Annotated in this window: 17 protein-coding genes; 7 read left to right on the top strand and 10 right to left on the bottom strand. The window is 31.5% G+C overall.

What is annotated here, in order from left to right; translation table 11 throughout:
• The first annotated feature begins 165 nt into the window (after positions 1–165).
• Positions 166–1974 (top strand): UDP-N-acetylglucosamine 2-epimerase, encoded by a 1809-nt coding sequence (locus tag EJ01_RS14665; protein WP_048082467.1) that lies wholly within the window; start codon positions 166–168, stop codon positions 1972–1974.
• Between the two features lie 111 nt (positions 1975–2085).
• On the opposite strand, the gene EJ01_RS14660 is transcribed toward EJ01_RS14665, so the two are convergent.
• Positions 2086–3186 (bottom strand): acyltransferase family protein, encoded by a 1101-nt coding sequence (locus EJ01_RS14660; RefSeq protein ID WP_048082466.1) that lies wholly within the window; start codon positions 3184–3186, stop codon positions 2086–2088.
• Between the two features lie 120 nt (positions 3187–3306).
• On the opposite strand from EJ01_RS14660, the gene EJ01_RS14655 reads away from it, so the two are divergent.
• Genes EJ01_RS14655 through EJ01_RS14630 form a run of 6 tightly spaced genes read left to right on the top strand, consistent with a single transcriptional unit; the run spans position 3307 to position 8899 of the window.
• Positions 3307–3990, top strand: coding sequence for an acylneuraminate cytidylyltransferase family protein (locus EJ01_RS14655; RefSeq protein WP_048082465.1), 684 nt, complete (start codon positions 3307–3309; stop codon positions 3988–3990).
• 57 nt (positions 3991–4047) lie between these two features.
• On the top strand, positions 4048–5091 hold the full coding sequence (gene neuB, locus EJ01_RS14650; protein WP_048082464.1) for an N-acetylneuraminate synthase: 1044 nt from the start codon (positions 4048–4050) through the stop codon (positions 5089–5091).
• The gene (gene neuC, locus EJ01_RS14645; RefSeq protein ID WP_245611230.1) at positions 5073–6233 is read left to right on the top strand and encodes a UDP-N-acetylglucosamine 2-epimerase; all 1161 of its coding nucleotides are present in this window, start codon (positions 5073–5075) and stop codon (positions 6231–6233) included. Before neuB ends, neuC begins: the two co-directional genes overlap by 19 nt.
• A gap of 15 nt (positions 6234–6248) precedes the next feature.
• Positions 6249–6683 carry an acyltransferase gene (locus EJ01_RS14640; protein ID WP_048082463.1) on the top strand — a complete coding sequence of 145 codons (435 nt, stop codon included), beginning with the start codon at positions 6249–6251 and terminating at the stop codon, positions 6681–6683.
• Positions 6680–7798, top strand: coding sequence for a DegT/DnrJ/EryC1/StrS family aminotransferase (locus tag EJ01_RS14635; RefSeq protein ID WP_048082462.1), 1119 nt, complete (start codon positions 6680–6682; stop codon positions 7796–7798). The genes EJ01_RS14640 and EJ01_RS14635 overlap by 4 nt, the downstream gene beginning before the upstream one ends.
• A 6-nt stretch (positions 7799–7804) precedes the next feature.
• Positions 7805–8899 (top strand): UDP-N-acetylglucosamine 4,6-dehydratase family protein, encoded by a 1095-nt coding sequence (locus EJ01_RS14630; protein WP_048082461.1) that lies wholly within the window; start codon positions 7805–7807, stop codon positions 8897–8899.
• Positions 8900–8933: 34 nt separating this feature from the next.
• On the opposite strand, the gene EJ01_RS14625 is transcribed toward EJ01_RS14630, so the two are convergent.
• The 9 genes from EJ01_RS14625 to EJ01_RS14585 form a co-directional block, all read right to left on the bottom strand.
• Positions 8934–10379 (bottom strand): flippase, encoded by a 1446-nt coding sequence (locus EJ01_RS14625; protein ID WP_048082460.1) that lies wholly within the window; start codon positions 10377–10379, stop codon positions 8934–8936.
• A 94-nt stretch (positions 10380–10473) separates the two neighbouring features.
• A complete protein-coding gene (locus EJ01_RS14620; protein ID WP_048082459.1) occupies positions 10474–11643 on the bottom strand; it encodes a glycosyltransferase family 4 protein in 1170 nt (389 codons plus the stop codon).
• Positions 11634–13724 (bottom strand): DUF2206 domain-containing protein, encoded by a 2091-nt coding sequence (locus EJ01_RS14615; protein ID WP_048082458.1) that lies wholly within the window; start codon positions 13722–13724, stop codon positions 11634–11636. The genes EJ01_RS14620 and EJ01_RS14615 overlap by 10 nt, the downstream gene beginning before the upstream one ends.
• A gap of 130 nt (positions 13725–13854) precedes the next feature.
• Positions 13855–14973, bottom strand: coding sequence for a glycosyltransferase family 4 protein (locus tag EJ01_RS14610; protein ID WP_048082457.1), 1119 nt, complete (start codon positions 14971–14973; stop codon positions 13855–13857).
• 52 nt (positions 14974–15025) lie between these two features.
• Positions 15026–16153, bottom strand: a complete 1128-nt coding sequence (locus tag EJ01_RS14605) for a glycosyltransferase family 4 protein (RefSeq protein ID WP_048082456.1) — start codon at positions 16151–16153, stop codon at positions 15026–15028.
• 123 nt (positions 16154–16276) lie between these two features.
• The gene (locus EJ01_RS14600) at positions 16277–17401 is read right to left on the bottom strand and encodes a glycosyltransferase family 2 protein (protein ID WP_048082455.1); all 1125 of its coding nucleotides are present in this window, start codon (positions 17399–17401) and stop codon (positions 16277–16279) included.
• Between the two features lie 149 nt (positions 17402–17550).
• Positions 17551–18396: a UTP--glucose-1-phosphate uridylyltransferase GalU gene (gene galU / locus EJ01_RS14595; protein ID WP_048082454.1), complete on the bottom strand. Its 846-nt coding sequence runs from the start codon at positions 18394–18396 to the stop codon at positions 17551–17553.
• A gap of 104 nt (positions 18397–18500) precedes the next feature.
• Positions 18501–20078 (bottom strand): hypothetical protein, encoded by a 1578-nt coding sequence (locus tag EJ01_RS14590; protein WP_048082453.1) that lies wholly within the window; start codon positions 20076–20078, stop codon positions 18501–18503.
• 130 nt (positions 20079–20208) lie between these two features.
• Positions 20209–20439, bottom strand: a complete 231-nt coding sequence (locus EJ01_RS14585) for a hypothetical protein (RefSeq protein WP_048082452.1) — start codon at positions 20437–20439, stop codon at positions 20209–20211.
• Positions 20440–20488: the final 49 nt, after the last annotated feature.

Below are 20488 nucleotides of genomic sequence, written 5' to 3'. Positions count from 1 at the left end.
CCCTACAATGAGATACAAAAAATAACGCAGCAATGCAGCATCTTCAAACTAAAAATATCTTATTTACAAGAAGATACAATAACATAAATTTACATCTTTAAACTAAAAAATAAATATCTCTAAACTAAAAAATAATCAACTTTCAAAGTATCATCAGGTGTTTAGATGGCCAGTAACACAATTAATATTATTTTAGAACCAATTTACACTAGAAAAGGGTCTTTATACTCAATTGAAAAGTTTGTGCGGTTTCAGGAACTGAAATTATTTGTTATTCCTAAAATAAAAAAATTATCACAGCAAAATTCATTGAAAATATTTTCTACAGATAAGGAGATATTATCTTTTCTTAAAAGTCAGGGAATTGAAAACACTTTCCAGTTAAAACCTGACGGAACTAAAGGGATATCTATCTCAAAAAAAGTAAAAAAAATAGTTAACAGGCTTTTTCAGGATGAAACAATTAGCAAATCATTATATTTCGATGGAATTGACATTAAAACTATTTTTGAATATGAGATAGCCATTAAATTATATGAAACCTACAGTAAAATCTCCAGTTATGAAAATATTGCAGATGATACAACAGAAACGATCTATTTTGAAAGTTCAACTTCACCTACTGGAAAAATAATAGAGTATATAACCAGAAAACATGATGTCCAATTAAAGTTTTTAAATTCCAATATTTTCAGAAAACCGCGGGATAAAATCGTTGACATGATGAATTATCGGGATTTAAACTATCTAAAAGATCTCAATATATACTCCAAAAAACCACATGCCCCTTCTGGAAAGATAATTCTGATAGATGCAGTTTATATTAACTATTTGAGAAATATAATTCCAGTAATTAGAAAAATGTCAGAAAATAAAGGATTTCAATTCTATTTCATTTCCAAGGAGGAAGATCTTAAATCATTTGACATTGAAGTTGAAGCTATCTCTAAAACTAATTCCAAATGGATAGAAAATGAAGATATTAAAATAATGCTTGATACATTATTTTCAGATGAAAACCTTAATATAGCATTCAAAAATGAAAAAAACGATATTGATCTCTTTAAAGGAGAATTTTACAGCTTATTTGAAAATAGATTACCTTACTTACTGTTTAAATTAAGATTATCCCGCAATTTAATCCATGAAATTTCTCCAGACATTTTAATTGTGGGAGATGACCGTTCTACAGTTACAAGAACATGTATTCTACCTGCAAAAGAACAGGAAATCCCTGTTGTTGAAATACAGCACGGCCTCTTCAGCTTACCTGAGATCTTTGTTAATTTAATGCCAGAACCAGTATCCGACAAAATATGCGTCTGGGGAAACTCCAGTAGAGAATATCTGCTTGAACTTGGATTTGAAGATGAAAAAATAGAAATTACAGGATCACCTGAATTTGATGAACATAAAAAATCTGCGCTAAGTTTTGAAGATAAAGAAAATAAAATTATTCTTTTTGCCACACAGGCACCCTATAAAAGCATTAATTTAGAAACCATTGAAGAGATGGGTAAAAATAAAAAGCTTGATAAATTTTTAATCTATGTAAAACCACATCCTGATGAAGATCCCGTATCCTACAAATTTTTGGAAGATAAATTCCCAGATAAAGTATATGTGAGGCCAAAAAATGAGAATTTATCGCATTTATTGGCCATTTCAGATGTTATAATTACAATTTCATCTACAGTGGGGTTAGAATCAGCTATTTTAGATAAACCATTGCTGTGCATTAATTTTTTAAATGAAAAATCTATGTATGTAGATGATGGAATAGCGCTGGAAGTTAAAAATATAGAAGAATTAGCTGATGGTATACTTAACGTGTTTAACCCGAAAATTGCAGCAGAACTGTCTGAAAATAGAAAAAAATTCGTGAATGAATATGTTTATGGGTTAGATGGTAAATCCTCTGAAAGGATAATGAACGTTGTTCTTGATTTAGTAAATAAAAAGAATGAAAAGTAATTTTTAGACCATAAATGCAATGATCATTTAACAAGACCATACTGATTAATGTGTAAATCTCCCACTTCTTTAGGTGCATCATGTAAAACCCATATCCTTCCATTAATAGATTTATCCCCTTAACTTCCTGTTATAAAATAATAGCCCTGTTTTATATAAATTATAAGTCCCCGAAAAACAGTGGTTAAATACAAATGCTATTTTTGAGTCCATATAATAAAATAACAGCCCTAAACCTACTAAAATAAGAACATTAATAATAGACACCACTAAAATTTTGATAAGCAAAACATTCTGCAAATTTAAATCAAAAATGATTAACTGCAACCCTGAAACAAAAAACAACATTTGTACAAGAAAAATATGGTATGATGCTTTACCTACAACTCTGAAACTGTTCCAAACACGATTTGAAACAGAAGGCAAATACTTTATCCCCAATGCACACAAAAATAGTGGATAAAAAAATGATAAGACAGTCTGGGGCTGCCATGAACCCTGGAAATATGGAAACTTCAACGAAAATATTGAAACTCCAGTTATATATAGAATACTCACAACTAAACCAATTAATAGATTTTTTCTTTTAATCAGTGATTTTAAATGTGCGGGTTCAAAATTATCCACTAACCACATTCCCAATACTATTAAAAATAAATATCTTAAAATACATGCCCTATACCAGTACGAATTATTACCTAACACCGGTGTTTGAGTTGCTAATACTTCAAAGGCAAAATTAAGAATAAAACCTGCAATTAACACATATTTTGGATTATATTTATATAACCAGTATAAAATTGGAAATAATAACACAAACTGAAGCAATATTGATATAAAATAATTACCCGGGCCAGACAAAGGCATATAACCAATCAATGTCATTGTACCAATATATATCTCCTTATTAAGCAGAACCGCAATAACCAAAGACAATATCCACACTACAATTAAGGGATATACTATCCTTTCAAATCGGCTTTTTAAATAGTTCGGATAAATAGATGATAAAATAGTGTAATTACGCCTTTTAAATGACATCAATGCATTTACAGCCATTAAAACAAAAAATACAGGAACTGCTTGGTAAATAAGGAAAATAGATACTGGATGTTTTACCATGTTTGGCGGTATGGTATGAATGACAATAACAGATATTATCGCCAAAGCCTTTAAAATATCTATCTGGAGGTAATGCCGGGATTCATTCATACAATCACCAAAACTTAAATATCTCTTTAAAAGAATAATTATTTAAAACTTGCTTAAATTTAATTCATTAAATAATACATTAATTAATATAATTTATTAATAACTACTTGAGAGTGTAACATGAATATTTTAGCTATTATTCCAGCAAGAGGAGGTAGTAAAGGAGTTCCAAGAAAAAATATTAAAAAAATAGCTGGAAAACCTTTAATTGCCCATACAATTGAATCTGCAGTCAAATCCAAGTATATCAATAAAGTCATTGTTTCAACCGAAGATCAAGAGATAGCAAATATATCTAAAGAGTATGGTGCAGAAATTATTGAAAGACCTGAAAAACTGGCTTTAGATGATTCTTCTACAATTGATGCAGTATTCCATTCTATAAATCACCTTAAAATGGAAAATTACGTACCGGATGTTGTAGTCTTACTACAGCCAACTTCTCCACTTAGGACAGTACAAGATATAGATGGATCTGTAGAACTTTTCTGTAAAAAAGACTGTGAATCTGTTATAAGTATTTGTGAATTTGAACATCCCCCCTACTGGAGCTTAAAAATTGAAAACAATTATTTAAAACCCGCTTTTGGAGATAAATACTTTAAAATGAGAAGACAAGATTTACCTACTTCCTATTTACCTAATGGGGCCATATTTATATCTAACCCACAAAATCTCGCAAATTATGAAAGTTTTTATTGCAAAAAAACATTACCTTATTTAATGTCTCCTGAAAATAGTGTAGATATAGATACAGAACTGGATTTTAAAATTGCTGAAACCATTTTAAAAGAGTTAAAATAAAATTGCTTAAAAAAGTTATAAATTAAATCCCGAAATTATTTAAAGAGACGATTTAAAATGAGTGAAATTAAAATAGCCAATAAAACTATTGGCGAATATTCAAAAAGTTTCGTTATAGCCGAAGCAGGTGTTAACCATAACGGATCAATTGAAATGGCCAAAAAATTGGTAAATGCAGCAAAAGAAGCTGGTGCTGATGCAGTTAAATTTCAAACATTCAAAACAAAAAATTTAGTTACCAAAAACGCGGAAAAAGCAGAATACCAGATTAAAAATTCAGGGGAAGAGTCCCAATACGAAATGATAAAAAGATTAGAACTCTCCGACAGTGAATTTGAGGAAATAGCAAAATACGCGGGAGATAAAGGGATTATTTTTCTTTCCTCACCATTTGACACAGAAAGCGTTGATTTACTTGATGAAATGAATATACCTGCTTTTAAAATAGCTTCTGGAGAAATAACTAATTTTCCACTGCTTAAACATATTGCTAAAAAGCATAGACCAGTTATCTTATCTACAGGCATGTCAACAATTGGCGAAGTTGAAGAAGCCCTCAATTTAATAGAAAAATATAATGATGATATTGTTTTAATGCACTGCTTGACAAATTATCCTGCAAAAAAAGAGGATGCAAACTTAAAGGTTATTAAAACATTAGAATATGCATTTAAACGGCCTGTTGGGTTTTCAGATCATACCTCAGGTATTGAAATGTCTGTAGCTGCCGTGGCCATGGGCAGCTGCGTTATTGAAAAGCATTTCACCATTGATAAAAATTTACCAGGTCCAGACCATAAAGCTTCTTTAGAGCCTCAAGAACTTTCTGAAATGGTTAAAGCCATAAGAAATGTTGAAAAAGGTTTGGGAAACGGCATTAAAAAGCCCACAAATGATGAAATTAAAATTAAAAAGCTTGTAAGAAAAAGCATAGTTGCAGAAAAAGACATCCCTAAAGGATCTATCCTAACTGAGGAAATGTTGACTATTAAAAGGCCCGGAACTGGAATTGAGCCAAAATATCTTGATGAACTCGTAGGAAGAGAATTAGTTGAGGATGTCAAAAAAGATGATCTATTGAAATGGAATCAGTTGAAATGAATAGAAAAATACTTTATATAACCGGTACCCGAGCAGATTACGGCCTTATGCGTTCTGTTTTATTTGAAATGGAAAAAAATCCAGATATAGATTTAGAACTTGCAGTTACTGGAATGCACCTTATGAACGAATTTGGAATGACCATAAATGATATAGAAAAAGATGGTTTCAGATTCCATATAGTTGATGCAACATTCCATGAAGATAATAAGAGTTCTATGGTTAATTTTATAGGTGAATTTATAAAAATACTTTCACAATTAGTCTTAAAGGTTAATCCAGATATAATACTTCTACTTGGAGATAGAGGTGAAATGTTAGGCGGTGCAATTGTAGGGGCATACTTAAGCATTCCCACAGCTCACCTTCATGGGGGTGAAATCACCTCCACTGTAGATGAATATGCAAGACACGCCATTACAAAAATGGTCAATATACACCTCCCAGCAACTGAAAAAAGTGCAGAAAGAATAATAAAAATGGGAGAGAATCCAGATAATGTTTTTGTAGTGGGTGCACCTGGATTAGACCATATTTTAAATGAAAAGTTGATAGATCCCCAAATAATCAGTGAAAAATATAATTTAGATTTATCTAAACCTATTATTCTACTCGTTCAGCACCCTACAACTTTAGAATCTAAAAGTGCATCGCAGCAAGCTCGTGAAACCCTTGATGCTTTGGTGGAACTTGAAAATCAGGCCATAATAATTTATCCAAATGCTGATGCAGGCGGTAGAAAAATCATAGAAGTTATAAAAAATTATGAAGATTACCCTTTTATTCAAACATATAAAAGCATTCCGAGCATAGAATATTTGAGTTTAATGAATGTTGCAAGTGTCATGGTTGGTAATTCAAGCAGCGGAATTATTGAGGCACCTTCATTTAAATTACCTGCTGTCAATATAGGCTCAAGGCAAGAAGGAAGAGAAAGAGCTTCAAATGTAATTGACGTAAATCATGATAAAGAAGAAATAAAAAATGCCATTAGAAAAGCTATTTACGATGAAGAATTTAGAATAGTCCTGCAAAATTCTGAGAACCCCTACGGCGATGGGAAAACAGGAAAACAAGTGGCAGATATTTTAAGTAACATTACACTAAATAATAAATTAATGAATAAAAAACTCAATTTATAAATTAAGGTCAAAATTATGTCAGATGATCGATTTAAAAACTGGAAACCTCCTGAAATTGAGGAAAGGAAACTAAACGAATACAACTGGATTGTACAGAATAAAGATAATTTAAAATTAGGCTATAAAACTGATATCGGGGCTTTTACCTATATCAACGCTAAAAATAATGTCACTATTGAAGATCACGTCCAAATAGGATCTCACTGTTCTATTTATTCAGTATCTACAATAGACAATAAAGAAGGCCCCATTATACTTAAAAAGAATTGTAGAATTGGAACACATTCGGTGGTAATGCCAAATGTCACTGTTGGAGAAAATTCAATTATAGGTGCTTTTAGTTTTGTAAATAGAGATATACCTAAAAATTCAATTGCATTTGGTACACCTGCTAAAGTAATCAGAAAATTAACTGAAGAAGAAATAAAAGAACTCGAGGATCTATTATGAGCTGGAAAATTCCCCTATTTAAAATATACTGGGACAATGAAGACGTAAACCATGTAACACATGAAATTCAATCTGGTATGAACTGGGCAGTTGGTCCGCAGGTAGCAGAGTTTGAAGAATTAATCAAAGAAAAAATAGGAACTAAATATGCGGTAACTTTTAATTCAGGAACCTCAGCATTGCATTCTCTTCTTCTTGCCCACAATATCACTAAAGGAGACGAAGTAATAGTTCCATCATTTACATTTATTGCTACAGCTAATTCACCACTCTTTGTGGGAGCAAAACCGGTTTTTGCAGATATTGAAAGAGAAACATTAGGTTTAGACCCTGAAAGTGTAAATGAAATGATCACAGATAAAACAAAGGCAATTTTACCCATACATTACGGCGGATGCCCCTGTAAAATTAGAGAACTAAAAGAAATAGCTGAAGATCATGATCTTATTTTAATAGAAGATGCTGCTGAGGCACAGGGGGCTAAAATTGGAGATAAAAATATAGGAACTTTTGGAGATTCTGCCGTCTTGAGTTTTTGCCAGAATAAAATTATGACAACGGGAGAGGGAGGAGCAGTAGTAACTGACTGCGAAGAAGTGTTTGAGAGATTGAATTTAATAAGATCACATGGTAGACTTGAACACGCTAATTATTTCACATCTTTAGAACCTTTTGATTATGTAGACCTTGGATTCAATTTTAGAATGTCTAATCTAACTGCTTCACTTGGAATAGCACAGATCACTAAAGTAGATAAAATGATCAACATGAGACGTAATAACTCTCTATATTTAAATAAACATTTAAACAACATAGATGGAATAAAACCAATTATACCTCCTGAAAGTTATTACCATGTATACCAGTTATATACAATCATCGCCAATAATAGAGATGAACTTATGAAACATCTGGCAGATAAAGGTATCATGTCCAAAATATATTTTGATCCTGTTCACCTAACTCATTTCTATAGAAATTCAATGAAATATGAATGTGAACTTCCGGTTACAGAAGAACTTTCAAAAAAAGTGGTAACTTTACCAATGTATCCTGCTCTTGAAGAAAAGGATATGGACATCATAGTTCAAGAGATTAAAGAATTTTATGGTTGAATACTTATGGAATCATTTTATAAAGATAAAGTAGTACTTGTTACTGGTGGAACTGGCTCCATTGGTAGTGAAATTGTTAAAAAACTTTTAGAACATGGCCCCAAAGTAGTTCGTGTTTTAGATAATAATGAAACCAGTTTATTTGAATTGGAACATGATTTAAATTCAGATAAAATCAGGACATTAATGGGAGATATAAGAGATAAAGAAAGGTTAATGCGCGCTTTTGAAGGTGTGGATATAGTATTTCATGCAGGAGCACTTAAACATGTCCCATTATGTGAATTTAACCCATTTGATGCGGTTAAAACAAATGTTATAGGCACTCAAAATGTCTTAAATGCTGCCTTAGATCAGGGAGTCAGTAAAGTAATAGTTATTAGCACAGATAAAGCAGTTAATCCTATAAATGTTATGGGAGCAACTAAACTCTTAGCAGAACGCTTAACCATATCTGCCAACAATTATACTGGTGATAAGGAGACTGTTTTTTCATGTGTAAGATTTGGAAATGTGCTTGATTCTAGAGGATCAGTTGTTCCTCTCTTTAAAAGCCAGATTAAAAAAGGAGGACCAGTTACAATAACTTCCCCAGATATGACCCGTTTTATCATGGGTATTCCGCAGGCAGTTCAACTGATTCTTAAGGCTGGTGAAATTTCAGAAGGTAAAGAAATTTTCATCTTAAAAATGCCTGCATTAAATATTGTAGACCTTGCAGAGGTTATGATTGAGGAATTTGCTCCATTGTATGGTTATAAACCTGAAGATATAGAAATACAGATAATTGGTAAACGCATAGGAGAAAAAACCTACGAAGAATTAATGACAGAAGATGAAACAGTTAATGCAGTAGATCAAGGAAAATTATACATTATAAATTCCCAAAAAAATAGCGATGAAAGCGCTGTTTATACTACTGATTTAGTTAAAAATGAAGAAATACAAACAGAAAATGGAATGATTAGTGCAGTGAATCAATTAAACATATTAGATGTTAAAGATAATGAAGCCTGTTCTGTTTATAACTCTGATTTAGTTGAAAAACTATCAAAAGAAGAAATAAAAGAGATTATAAGGGACTTCTGTCTTAAAAACTAATCTTTATTTTTCTAAATTTTTAACATATTTTTTCTCATTTTCCAGCTAATTTTTTGAAGAATGTCAGTTCATCAGGTGAAATACCCTTTAATAAAAGAATAATAACCAAATAGGCTGCAGAACATACAGCAATAGTTATTATTATCCCCAGGACATTATTAGGGTTAATCAATATAATTAGAAGTGACATCAAAATAGATGCAATGATACTTTTAAATGTAAATTTTAGATCAAATTCGAATTTAATGTACTTTAAAGAGTAATAGATGGTAATTACACAGGCAAATATGTAAGCAATCAATGTGCTAATTGCTGCCGCTATGATACCAAAATGAGGTACAAGTATTATAGTTAAACCTAAATTAATAACAGCTGTAACCATCCATAAATAACCTATTATTTTTGTTTTCTTTTCTAAAACTAATATCTGACTTATAATACCGTAGATACCAAATAATAATGCACCTAAAGCAACGAAGGGTGTAACTAAATATCCTTGTAAAGCTATTTCCTGTGTTGACAGTATGACGAGCAGCGGTTTTGATAGGAATGATATGCCAAAAACTGCAGGTATGGTTATCAGTAAAAAATATTTAAGGGAATACTGCAGGTGAATTTTTACTTCATCAATACTATTTTTATCATAATAAGCAGCTAATAAAGAAGGTAAAAGAAAAGTAAATGGTGCTGCAAACATCGTTAATACACTACCTAACGTATATCCCGGATTATAATAACCTACAAATGCAGTCCCAAGTAAAATCGCAATTACATAGCGATCGCTGAACTCAACCATATAACTGGATAAATTTCCAGGGACAGTTGGTATACCAAATGATAGATATTCTTTGATATTTTTAAATCTAGGAAATTTGATTCCAACCTGGCGTACAGCGAATGCTATTGCAATTAAAGCTACAATAATCTGAGAAACAAAATACCCAAATACTACACCATCTATTTTATAACCAAATCCTATCATCAATATTATCACAGCTACCATAGAGTAGACCTGCAGCAGGGAAAGCAATGAAAAAACTTTCATTTGTTGAAATGTCCTGAAGTAGGTAGCAAATGAGTTATAAACAATAAATACCAGAACACTTGCAGCCAGCAGCATAGCTACTGTGACATTACCTGCGAAAATTTTTACTGCTATTGGTTTTGAAAACAGTAAAAGTACCAATGCAGCGATTATACCCATAAATAACATTAAAATCGATATTGAATAAAATTCTTCTCTTATTTCACTTTTATCATGCTTGACCGCTAAAAATCTAACCATTGAATAGGGAAGTCCTAAATTAACCAGCAGAGGTACAAAGGTAATTGTTGTATTAAACATCCCCCAAATCCCATAATCTTGAATTGAAAGGTTTTTACTTAAAACAGGTAACAAAATAAGCGAACTTAAGCTTATTAATATATTTGTTATCCCAACCAGACCAATTCTCTGCACAAATAGTTTATATTCTTTCAAATGTTCACCCTGCTGATTATTACGCTATTACTTATCTAATTTTAGGTATTTTAGATATTCAATTGATTTTAATATTTAAAATTATCGATATTTCTCACTTTTTTCTTTTCATCACGTGTTCCAGTGCACTTGTAAAACCATCAACCATATTTTTATATTTAAACCCTTCCTCAATTACATTCTTCGACTCATTACCCATTTTTTTCTCTAAATCAGGGTCAGATATTATTTTACATATGGCATTACACAGTGAATCTGCATCCCTTTCAGGGACTACATACCCATTTTTGCCATTTTGAATCATAAACGTGGTCCCAACTGCATCACTTGTAATTACTGGTTTTGCAAAATACATGGCTTCGTTAACCACAAGTGGACATGCATCTGCAAAATAGGTAGTTATTGAAGGCAGTACAAAGACATTGGACAATAAATAATATCCGCCAAGGAGACTGTTGTCAATATTTCCAGTGAAAATAACACTATTATTTACACCAAGTTCTTCTGCAAGCGATTCCAATTTTGACTTTTCCGGCCCTTCACCAACAACAAGTAAAACAATATCTTTACAATCTTTACCAAGCTTATAAAAAGCTTTTATTAAATAGTCTACACCTTTAAGATCTATTAAACGTCCCACATACAAAATAACCTTTTTATTTTCCAGATTAAGTTCTTTCCTTATATTTTCCCTATTTTGGAAGTCTTTATCATTTGACTTTATATTGCTCACGTTGGGCATTATAAAAATATTATCAGATGAGACGCCAAGTGATGTGAAAAATTCCCTGTGCTTAGAACCCGGTACAAGTATAGCATCTACGTTCCTACCTATAAAACCTGCCATAAATTTAACAAAGGATCTTTTAAGAGATTTGACATTCCAGTCCCAGTCTTCCCTCCATAGAATAAAAGGTTTCCTTCGTAGTTTAACAACAATGAAATAAAATAATGTTTCTATAAGATCTGTGGGAGTATCCCAGCTTCCTCCAACAAATACATCATATTCTCCCATAGTTTCCTTAATTGCACCAAAGGCTATTCCAAAATAATTTTTAACTACTTCATAGTTTACTCCTTCCAGTCCCTCGATCCTTTGAGACAAATCAGTGTCATATGTTTTATTATAGCCTTCAACGTTGGTAAACAAATATTTAACATCATAAATCTTGCTTAACATCCGAAAAAAAGGTTTCCGGTACCACATAGCAGTATGATGAATGAAAAGGATTTTTGAACTCTTTAGATCTTTATCTACAGCCATATCTGGCTTCCTCCATTGTCATAAATTTTACTCTTTCTTAAAAATAGATTTGAGTAATTGCTCATATTTTGAACATTTAAATTAGTGTATACTGGTAGTACTTCGTTTTTATTGACATTCAAATACCCTAAATAAATATATCCACTATTTACAGTTTTATTCCAGCTGAATATTGAATTATTTAAATTCATGCTGGTGCTGTCATTACCATATGCAGTTAAAAATACTATTAATCCCCTACCTTCAGAGTAAGTAGTATAATTATCCATATAATGATCTTTAAGCCATGTTGCCCCTACTACTTCTTGATTATAGATATACCCTTCATTTCTAACAAGCCCATTTGCATCATAGTCTGGTGAATATGGTTCCCCACAAAAATGATATTGAAGATATGTTGCACATGAAAATAGAGAAAGCAGTAGCACCAATATTATTAAAATATCCCATTTTGGTCTTTTAATAATTTTTGCAATTTTCATTGCCCCTATAATAAAAACAGGGGCTAAAAAGATTAATAGCTGGAAGAATAACCTTACAGCATCATAAGCCACTGATATATACGGCAGGACAAGGAACAGCACCAGCAGTATTATAGATACAAATATTGCAACTATATACTCTGGATCAATTTTTTCTGTAAACTTTTTATAGTTCCGCAGTATAGTTAAAAGGCCCACTCCTATGGTAACAAAGATTAAATCATGTACGATCACGCTTATGGCATTTGGAACAGACTTAAGCACGATACCCAGAACTCCAAGGACATAATCTCCCCTATCAAGTGACGTACCTGCTATAGTCGATTGAATTACTTGACTACCTGCACTTGCTTGCACTTTTGCAAATAAAATGTACCATACCAGAATAAATAAGAATAATAGAACGATTACATCAAAATTTGTAAATTTAAGTTTCTTATCAACAACTAGTCCTTTAAAGAAAGGCATTAACAGTATAGGTAAAACAAGGACAAATGAGATATATGCAGTAGTATAATGAGAAACAATTACTGAAGACATGAAAATAACAAATAATATCTTTTTTGTATTTTTACTCATGTCTGCTGCAAATAAAACCATTATTGCCAAAAAGAAGAATAAAATTGCTACCTCTTGTCTTACTGCCCCTAAAAGATATACAAAGAACAGCTGGAAAGAGAAAAGTAAGCCCGCAAAAAACGCATATTTATTCCTAAGGTATTTTTTAGATACCACATACACTACCAGAGGGATAAATGACCCTATTAAACTGAATATCTTAAAAATATACTCCGCGCTAAGATTAGAAAGGGACTGTAGAACAGTAGGTAGTATTGTAATGCTTAAACATGCATTATAAGGGTTTAAGTAAGTATTTATATCCCAATGGAAGCTTTGAAGAGCCAGCTGGAAAGAATAATATTCATAATGAACATCTCTACCTATTAAATGAAAGGAAGTGAGCCCGTTCATTATCAGCAAACTCAGGGAAATTGTCCAGATAGCAAATGGGTAAGTAGCACCGGGAATTTTATCCTTTAAAATAGTTATTGCAATGATATAAGCTGGAATTAAAAGTAACATTGCAATCAAAATAAAATTATTCTGGGTTAAATTCATCAAAGAAGTGCCAAAAACTGCCATAAATGGGAATAACGCTGGAAAAATTAAGGGCGAAGCTAATTTACCATTTAAATTAATATTTAAATTTAAAAAATCATTTAAATTAAAGTCATTTCTATTCCTCAAGTATGAGGTAAATGCCAGAATTATCAAAATTACATTGGATAAAATAAGTACCGGCGTTAAAGATAATGGTTTTAATATAACCGGGTAAAGACTATTTAACAGCAAGCCCATGAATATAAGGAATGCTACACTTAAACCTATCACAAGCACTATTTTTTTAATAAATTCTATTTTATTTAATTTCAGTACATGAAGAATCAGTATTCCCGGAACAGTAATAAAAGTGACAAATGCCATAAACTCTCTTAAAAATGGAATATCTAAAATTATTAGGATATCTGTTATAAAAAGTATAGAAATAAGAGTTATAAGCCATTTTTTAATTCCAAAATTATTTATATTGTCAAGCATTCACTGTTCTCCTTAATACCGAAATTTTCTGAATTAATTTTCACCAAATAGCATATTTTCAATTTTAACAGCTATTATTTATTTGATGGTAGTATTATAATATTCCTAAATTGTTTGAATAAATATTTAATTATAGTAACTCTTTATAAACCTTTTCAGCCATTTTAGCAATACCTGCCCAGGTATACTTTTCTTCTACAAGTCTTCTTCCATTAAATCCCATTTTGAAGGATGAATCTTTGTTAGATAATATTTTAAGTATTGCATCTGCAAGTTTATCTATATCTTTAGGCGGTACAATAATCCCAGAATTACTTTCTTTGACATCAGCTGCTACACCAACAATCTCTGTGCTTATCACCGGAGTTTCACATGCAAGCGCCTCAAGGGCAACAATACCAAAACCTTCCTGTTTTGATGAGATTGATGGCAGTATAAAAACACTGCATTTACTGTAATATTCCACAATTTTCTCATCTGGAATAAAACCATGGAATTCAACATTGTCCCCCAAGCCCATTTCATTTACCATGCTGCGGTAATAGTCCAGTAACTTACCTTTTCCACCAACTATTAATTTTACGTCTTCTATTTCAAGTTTTACTATTTTTAATGCATTTAATAAATAGTCCAGACCCTTATATTTGTGAAATTCATCTAAGAGGCTCAGGAAAAATATGCTGTTTTCCTGTTTTTCCACATCAAGCGGTTTAAATTTATCTACATCAACTCCATTTGGTATAACTTCAATCTTATCCTCATAATTTCCCAGATAAGGAGATGAATACAGATAATTAGGTTGAGTAATTATTATTTTATCTGCTTGGCCCAGCAACGATTTTAAAGCAGTGGAATTATAAAATCCCGCAATATAATTTGCAATACCATTCCCAATTATATCATTATGATAAGTAACAACTAAAGGCTTTTTTTTAAATTTAGAGGTTATATTACTCCAATCAGCACTCCAAGGAGTAGGTACATGGGTATGAATAACATCAAATTCTTCTCTTGACAGTGCAAATGGCAACTGCGGAGTTATATTAGTATTTGCAATTTTACCAAAATAAGAAAGTCTTTTTACTGTGATACCATCAATAACTTCTTGTTTTTTTGAAACAGGTTCATTTGCACAAATAATAGTAATATCCTGGCCTAATTTAACCAGTTCCTTTGATAAATAATATACATAATTTTCCACACCGCCTATAAACGGGTAAAACCTAACAGGCGTTTGAACTATCTTCATTTTATTCACTTCAACATTAAATCCGTCAAAAAAGCATTATTTAGTCTTAGGATTAACTTTTATAAAATTCTTCCAGTTTATCTACTATTTTATCCCAATCATATTCCTTTGAAGTTTGAATACAATCATTCTGCATTTCTTTCTTTTTGTTAATCATATTAATTATATTCTCTGCAATATTCTCTTTAGAAAAACTAGATACAATTCCATTCTTATTATTAATTATAAGGTCAGATGCAGCATTCATTTTGTGGTCTACCACTACAACTGGAAGTCCGCATGCATTTGCTTCAATTACAACTATTCCAAACCCTTCCCTTGTTGAAGGCAAAACAAAAACTTCAGAAGACTTCATGTAGGAAATTAGGTCATCATAATCTTTTATAAACCCTTTAAATTCAACATTATTCTGTATATTAAGTTCTTGTACCAGTTTCTCGAGTTTTGTCCTTTCTGGACCGTCGCCTATTATACAGCATTTTACATCTGGAATTTTCTCTTTTACATCAGAGATGGCTTTAATTAATATCCCAACATTTTTTTCTTTGATTAACCTGCCTGCAAATATAACATCTGATTTTTCATCTGCAGGACTTATTTTAGAGATATAATTAAAATCAATACCATTAGGAATAACTATCGAATTTTCAGAGGATTTAATCGCCTTTAAATCAGATTTTGTTTTCTTAGAAACTGTTATAATCCTGCCGGTAAGATTAACCATTAATTTTTCAACTAATTTGCCAAAAAATCCTGCTTTTCCAAGATATTCATACCAGTAATCATTCCATACTTCATGTAATGTAATTATAAGTGGAGAACCAATGAATAAAGAATTTATTTTAGCAGTAAAACATGAAAAGAAAGGAAATCCCTGGCAGTCAATAACATCAAAATTTTCTCTTCCAAGTTTTGGGAGGAGGCATACCGCAAAATAAACAGCTTCATTTATAGATCTTCTTTCACAATTATATAGATCCATAGGTTTGCAGACACCATGTAAATGAATTCCTTCCATTTCAATATCTTTTTGCCCTTTTTCAGGCCACCACCAGCCGACACCATACCAGTGGACATCATGACCCCTTTGAACAAGCCGTCTTGCCAGTTCATAGACTCTTTTTTCCGCCCCTCCAGTTATAAAAGGATAAACAGCATCATAAATAAAAGCAATTTTCATTTTTCTTCAACTTCAAAACTTTGATGAGATCTTTTAATCTAAAAGTGTGAAAATCCTTGATTTTTAGATTTTCAAGTAATGCATAATTTTGGTAGATGAATTGTAAATTCATCTAAACCTCAATTAATCGTCATAGTCACTGTTTAACAGCAGCAAGCTCAAGAACATTCCTGAAAATATAGTCTGAATTCCTAAGATTGATAATATCAGAGCCAGTGTAGCAAACTGAATCTCAGAGAGAGCTCCAAATCCTACTGCCTGCCAGCTGAAGAGTACTTTAAACCCTACAATTATCCCGCAGACTAAAAGAAGAATCCCTAAAAATAGTTCTCTTCCAAGTGAATGGTAATTCACAAATTTCTTTATTGTTCCAGAGGTTCCAGTGATTCCATGTACCATTCCAAATGCTCCAAATTGTATCCATGCCAGAAGCATTTGATAACCTATAATAAGCAGTAAACTGCCTAAAATTAAAGTATGCCGCCGGGACTGGAATCCAAAAAGAACTCCAAGAGTTAAAGCTATACCTACAACCAGTACTATCAGGCCCGGCCCTAAAAGGAACGGTGTTGGCCTGTAAAGCATCATAAACCTCAGGTGTCTCCAACCATCTGAAAAAGAACTTAGCTTTGATTCACCTTCTCTAGGATAATAGGTAATTGGAATTTCAGTCATTCTAACATTTTTTCTAGCGGCTTCAATTACCATCTCTGAAGCAAATTCCATTCCACTGCTTTTAAGGTTTAAATCATCAAGAACATCTTTTTTTATGGCCCTCATTCCACAATGGGCATCAGAAATTCCGGCTTTAAATAAAACATTTAAAACCCATGTAAGAAAAGGGTTACCTATATATCTGTGAAGTGCAGGCATGGCTCCCTCTTTTATATCTCCATTAAGCCTGGAACCCATTACAAAATCAGCTTCTCCCTTTAAAATAGGTTGAATAAATTCATATGTCATTTCAAAAGGATATGTACCGTCTGCATCTCCCATTACAACTATGTCTCCTTCTGCTTCAGAAAACCCTTTTAAATAAGCATTACCATATCCTCTTTTTTCTCCATATACCACTCTTGCTCCAGCTTCACGTGCTTCTGAAGCAGTGTTATCAGTTGATGCATTATCTACCACTACTATCTCAACATCAAGCCCATTATTCTTTAATTTTTCAACAGGAACAGATTTAACTGTTTTACCAACAATTCCCTCTTCATTTAATGCAGGGATAACAATCGAAATCTTCATAAAATCACTTAGTTTAATATCTTTCCATAATTTTTAAATCATAAATAATTCAGTATACTGTTCAATTTTTGATGGTATTGCTTATATAATTTGTTTATAATCAATAAAAAAAGAGATGTTAAATTAATAAAAATAATTAAAAACATCGATTATTTTAGAAGATTGCTTAAATGCTCTAGTAATTCTTTCTTAACATCTTCATTTTCCATTGCAATTTCAATTGAGCTTTTAAGCCAGTCAACGGTATTCCCAATATCGTGAAGTTTACCGTTGAATATACAACCGTAACTTTCATCTAAATGCCTTAAAGCATCTGTGAGTTGGATTTCGCCACCGACACCCGGTTCAACTGCATCGATATGATCAAAAATATCAGGAGTGAGTAAATATCTTCCTATAATTCCTAAATTGGAAGGTGCATCTGCCAATTTAGGTTTTTCAACCAGGTCTTCAATTTTATAAAGAGAATCATTAATTTTAGATCCCTTGATTATACCATACCTTTCTACTTTTTCATCAGGAACTTCTTCTATAGCAATTACTGAAGACTCATATTTATCATAAACATCCATAAGCTGCTTTGTACATGGAACATCAGATTGAGCTATAGTATCTCCGAGCAAAACCGCAAATGGATCGCCGTCGATGTGTTTTTTTGCACAAGATATTGCATCTCCAAGTCCTTTCTGCTTTTTCTGCCTTACATAATAAATATCCGCGAGTTCAGATATGTATTCTACTTCCTTGAGATAATCAGTTTTTCCACCATTTTTAAGGAAGTATTCTAATTCAAAAGCTCTGTCAAAATGATCTTCAATGGATCGTTTACCTTTTCCTGTGATTATCAGTATATCATCTATTCCAGAAGCCACAGCTTCTTCAACTACGTATTGTATTGTTGGTTTATTAAACACGGGAAGCATTTCTTTTGGTTGCGCCTTTGTTGCAGGTAAAAACCTTGTACCAAGTCCAGCAGCCGGTATCACCGCTTTCATAACTGTTCACCTATTAATTTCATGTTAAAAGTTTAAATTCTCTAATTATACATACTATACTTACATTCAAATGACTTATAAACTTTTTTGGTTTTTATATGGATTTAATTTTCCACTTGTACTTTATCATTTATAGAATATATCTTTAAAGCATTTATTTTACCATTTGTAACTTCAGCATATCCATTAAGAACAGAGTTATTATCTCCCCATACTATATAAAAATCAACATTATATTTTTTCAATTGTTCTTGTAGCTGAGAACTACTGGTATTATTCGTTTGCCCTAAATAAGTAGTTCCCAGATAATACGACAAATAAGTTACAGCTATTTTCTTATTGTCCTGATTAACTGCTATATTTCCATGGATACTGTATTGATCTTCAATAAAATTTGCCATGTTATAAATTTCCTTATCTAAATTAATATTTTCACTTAAAAATGACACAGGCATCCATATAAATGAAAGTGCAAAAACCAGCAAAATTATACTTTTCCTACGGGTGGTGAAAAAACTATGTTTAAACAATTCATTAACTAAATACCCTCCCATTAAAAATAATAAGATATATACAGCCCATAAATATCTCTCTTCAACTAAAATGGGAAGATAACCTACAGAAAATATAATTACAGTTAAAATAGGATATATTCTATTATCTTTTAATATTTTTTTAAATGGTTTTAAAAAAAACATCAAATATACAAACAGTATTATAAGCGAGAAATACGAGAATGATTTGTATATACTAATTGTATCTATAGTATTGGTGTATATAAGCTTCAGCTGGTGCTTAAAATTACTCCAGGATTCAAATGGACTCCATGATTTGACATCTGCACTTGGAGTCAGAGATCCATCTGATGTAACTTCACCAAGATAATGTGTCATTCCCCATCCTTTAGATTCAGGACCTACAAGATTATGGTTAAATTCTCCTGAAGTACTATAGGTTATTTCACCCTCTTTTTGACTTATTAAACCAATCCAGATTCCACTAATAACAAAGAATACTGCAAATCCAATAAATAAATTTTTCAGCACTTTCTTCCTATTTTGGATATTCTTAAAGTAATGAATGATATTAAACAATGTAAAATGTGCGATAAAAAATGGAAAAGCATAACTTTTACTTAAATACGCCAATGCTCCAAGTAAACCACAAAGTAACCCATTAGATAGTTTATTAGGATATTCTGAATCAAATATAATATTAAAATAATATACAAGTATACAGACCAGCAGTAAATCCGGCGTTATCACACTGTATGCAAAATATAAAACCACTGGAACTGCTGAAAAAAGAATTACAGTTCGAATGGTATTATTCATTTCAAACTTATAAGACAATTTTCCAATACCAAGTAGAGTGAAAAAACCTATAATTAAAGCCAGTACTTTCGTTGAAAATAGTACATATACTGGATTTATACCATAAACAAGAAATGGAATCAAAAGCCATGATATAAGGGGGCTCCAGTAAGCGCTGATTGCATTACCATAATCACCCATTAAATAAATTTTAGCAATTTTTATATAAACTAGGCCATCAGGATTAAGCTGGTACTGATAATACCTAATTAATATAATCCCTAATAATAAAAAAGTCATTAAAGCCGTAATCAGGCTTTTGTTACTTCTTAAAGCGACATTATTGCTTATATGTTTAGTCCAATTCATAGTAATCGTATTAATAATGTCCCCTAACGCCATTTAAGTTATATTGATAGTCATTTATTAATTTATGTTTCATCTAAATTATTATTCCATAAGCTAACTTAAAATTTTATATTTTTTACTCTAAAAACACTTAGTAGAAAAACTCAAGTGCAAAACAAATTAAGGCTAAAATCGGCAGTGGAAGTGCCATTATATAATATTTCTTATCTGCACTAATTTTAGAGAAATATGTGATTAAAATCAAAGTTAACCCTAATAAAAACCACCCTGATGCGTTAAAATAGTATTTTGTATAGAACGCATATACAGCCATAATAAAAACTACAGCTACGATTAAATAATTTGTATTTTTACCTGTCATATTTTATAACCTGTTTTTAAATAATTACCAGTATTTTATATTTTCACTT

Origin of the sequence: Methanobacterium veterum (assembly GCF_000745485.1) — an archaeon.
GTDB lineage: Archaea > Methanobacteriota > Methanobacteria > Methanobacteriales > Methanobacteriaceae > Methanobacterium_D > Methanobacterium_D veterum.
This window is presented reverse-complemented; position numbering and strand designations above follow the sequence as displayed.

What these genes read in the sequence shown, in the direction of transcription:
- EJ01_RS14665 (WP_048082467.1), top strand. Translation starts at nt 166, where the DNA reads ATGGCCAGTAACACAATTAATATTATTTTAGAACCAATTTACACTAGA.
- EJ01_RS14660 (WP_048082466.1), bottom strand. Translation starts at nt 3,186, where the DNA reads ATGAATGAATCCCGGCATTACCTCCAGATAGATATTTTAAAGGCTTTG.
- EJ01_RS14655 (WP_048082465.1), top strand. Translation starts at nt 3,307, where the DNA reads ATGAATATTTTAGCTATTATTCCAGCAAGAGGAGGTAGTAAAGGAGTT.
- neuB (WP_048082464.1), top strand. Translation starts at nt 4,048, where the DNA reads ATGAGTGAAATTAAAATAGCCAATAAAACTATTGGCGAATATTCAAAA.
- neuC (WP_245611230.1), top strand. Translation starts at nt 5,073, where the DNA reads ATGGAATCAGTTGAAATGAATAGAAAAATACTTTATATAACCGGTACC.
- EJ01_RS14640 (WP_048082463.1), top strand. Translation starts at nt 6,249, where the DNA reads ATGTCAGATGATCGATTTAAAAACTGGAAACCTCCTGAAATTGAGGAA.
- EJ01_RS14635 (WP_048082462.1), top strand. Translation starts at nt 6,680, where the DNA reads ATGAGCTGGAAAATTCCCCTATTTAAAATATACTGGGACAATGAAGAC.
- EJ01_RS14630 (WP_048082461.1), top strand. Translation starts at nt 7,805, where the DNA reads ATGGAATCATTTTATAAAGATAAAGTAGTACTTGTTACTGGTGGAACT.
- EJ01_RS14620 (WP_048082459.1), bottom strand. Translation starts at nt 11,643, where the DNA reads ATGGCTGTAGATAAAGATCTAAAGAGTTCAAAAATCCTTTTCATTCAT.
- EJ01_RS14615 (WP_048082458.1), bottom strand. Translation starts at nt 13,724, where the DNA reads ATGCTTGACAATATAAATAATTTTGGAATTAAAAAATGGCTTATAACT.
- EJ01_RS14610 (WP_048082457.1), bottom strand. Translation starts at nt 14,973, where the DNA reads ATGAAGATAGTTCAAACGCCTGTTAGGTTTTACCCGTTTATAGGCGGT.
- EJ01_RS14605 (WP_048082456.1), bottom strand. Translation starts at nt 16,153, where the DNA reads ATGAAAATTGCTTTTATTTATGATGCTGTTTATCCTTTTATAACTGGA.
- EJ01_RS14600 (WP_048082455.1), bottom strand. Translation starts at nt 17,401, where the DNA reads ATGAAGATTTCGATTGTTATCCCTGCATTAAATGAAGAGGGAATTGTT.
- galU (WP_048082454.1), bottom strand. Translation starts at nt 18,396, where the DNA reads ATGAAAGCGGTGATACCGGCTGCTGGACTTGGTACAAGGTTTTTACCT.
- EJ01_RS14590 (WP_048082453.1), bottom strand. Translation starts at nt 20,078, where the DNA reads ATGAATTGGACTAAACATATAAGCAATAATGTCGCTTTAAGAAGTAAC.
- EJ01_RS14585 (WP_048082452.1), bottom strand. Translation starts at nt 20,439, where the DNA reads ATGACAGGTAAAAATACAAATTATTTAATCGTAGCTGTAGTTTTTATT.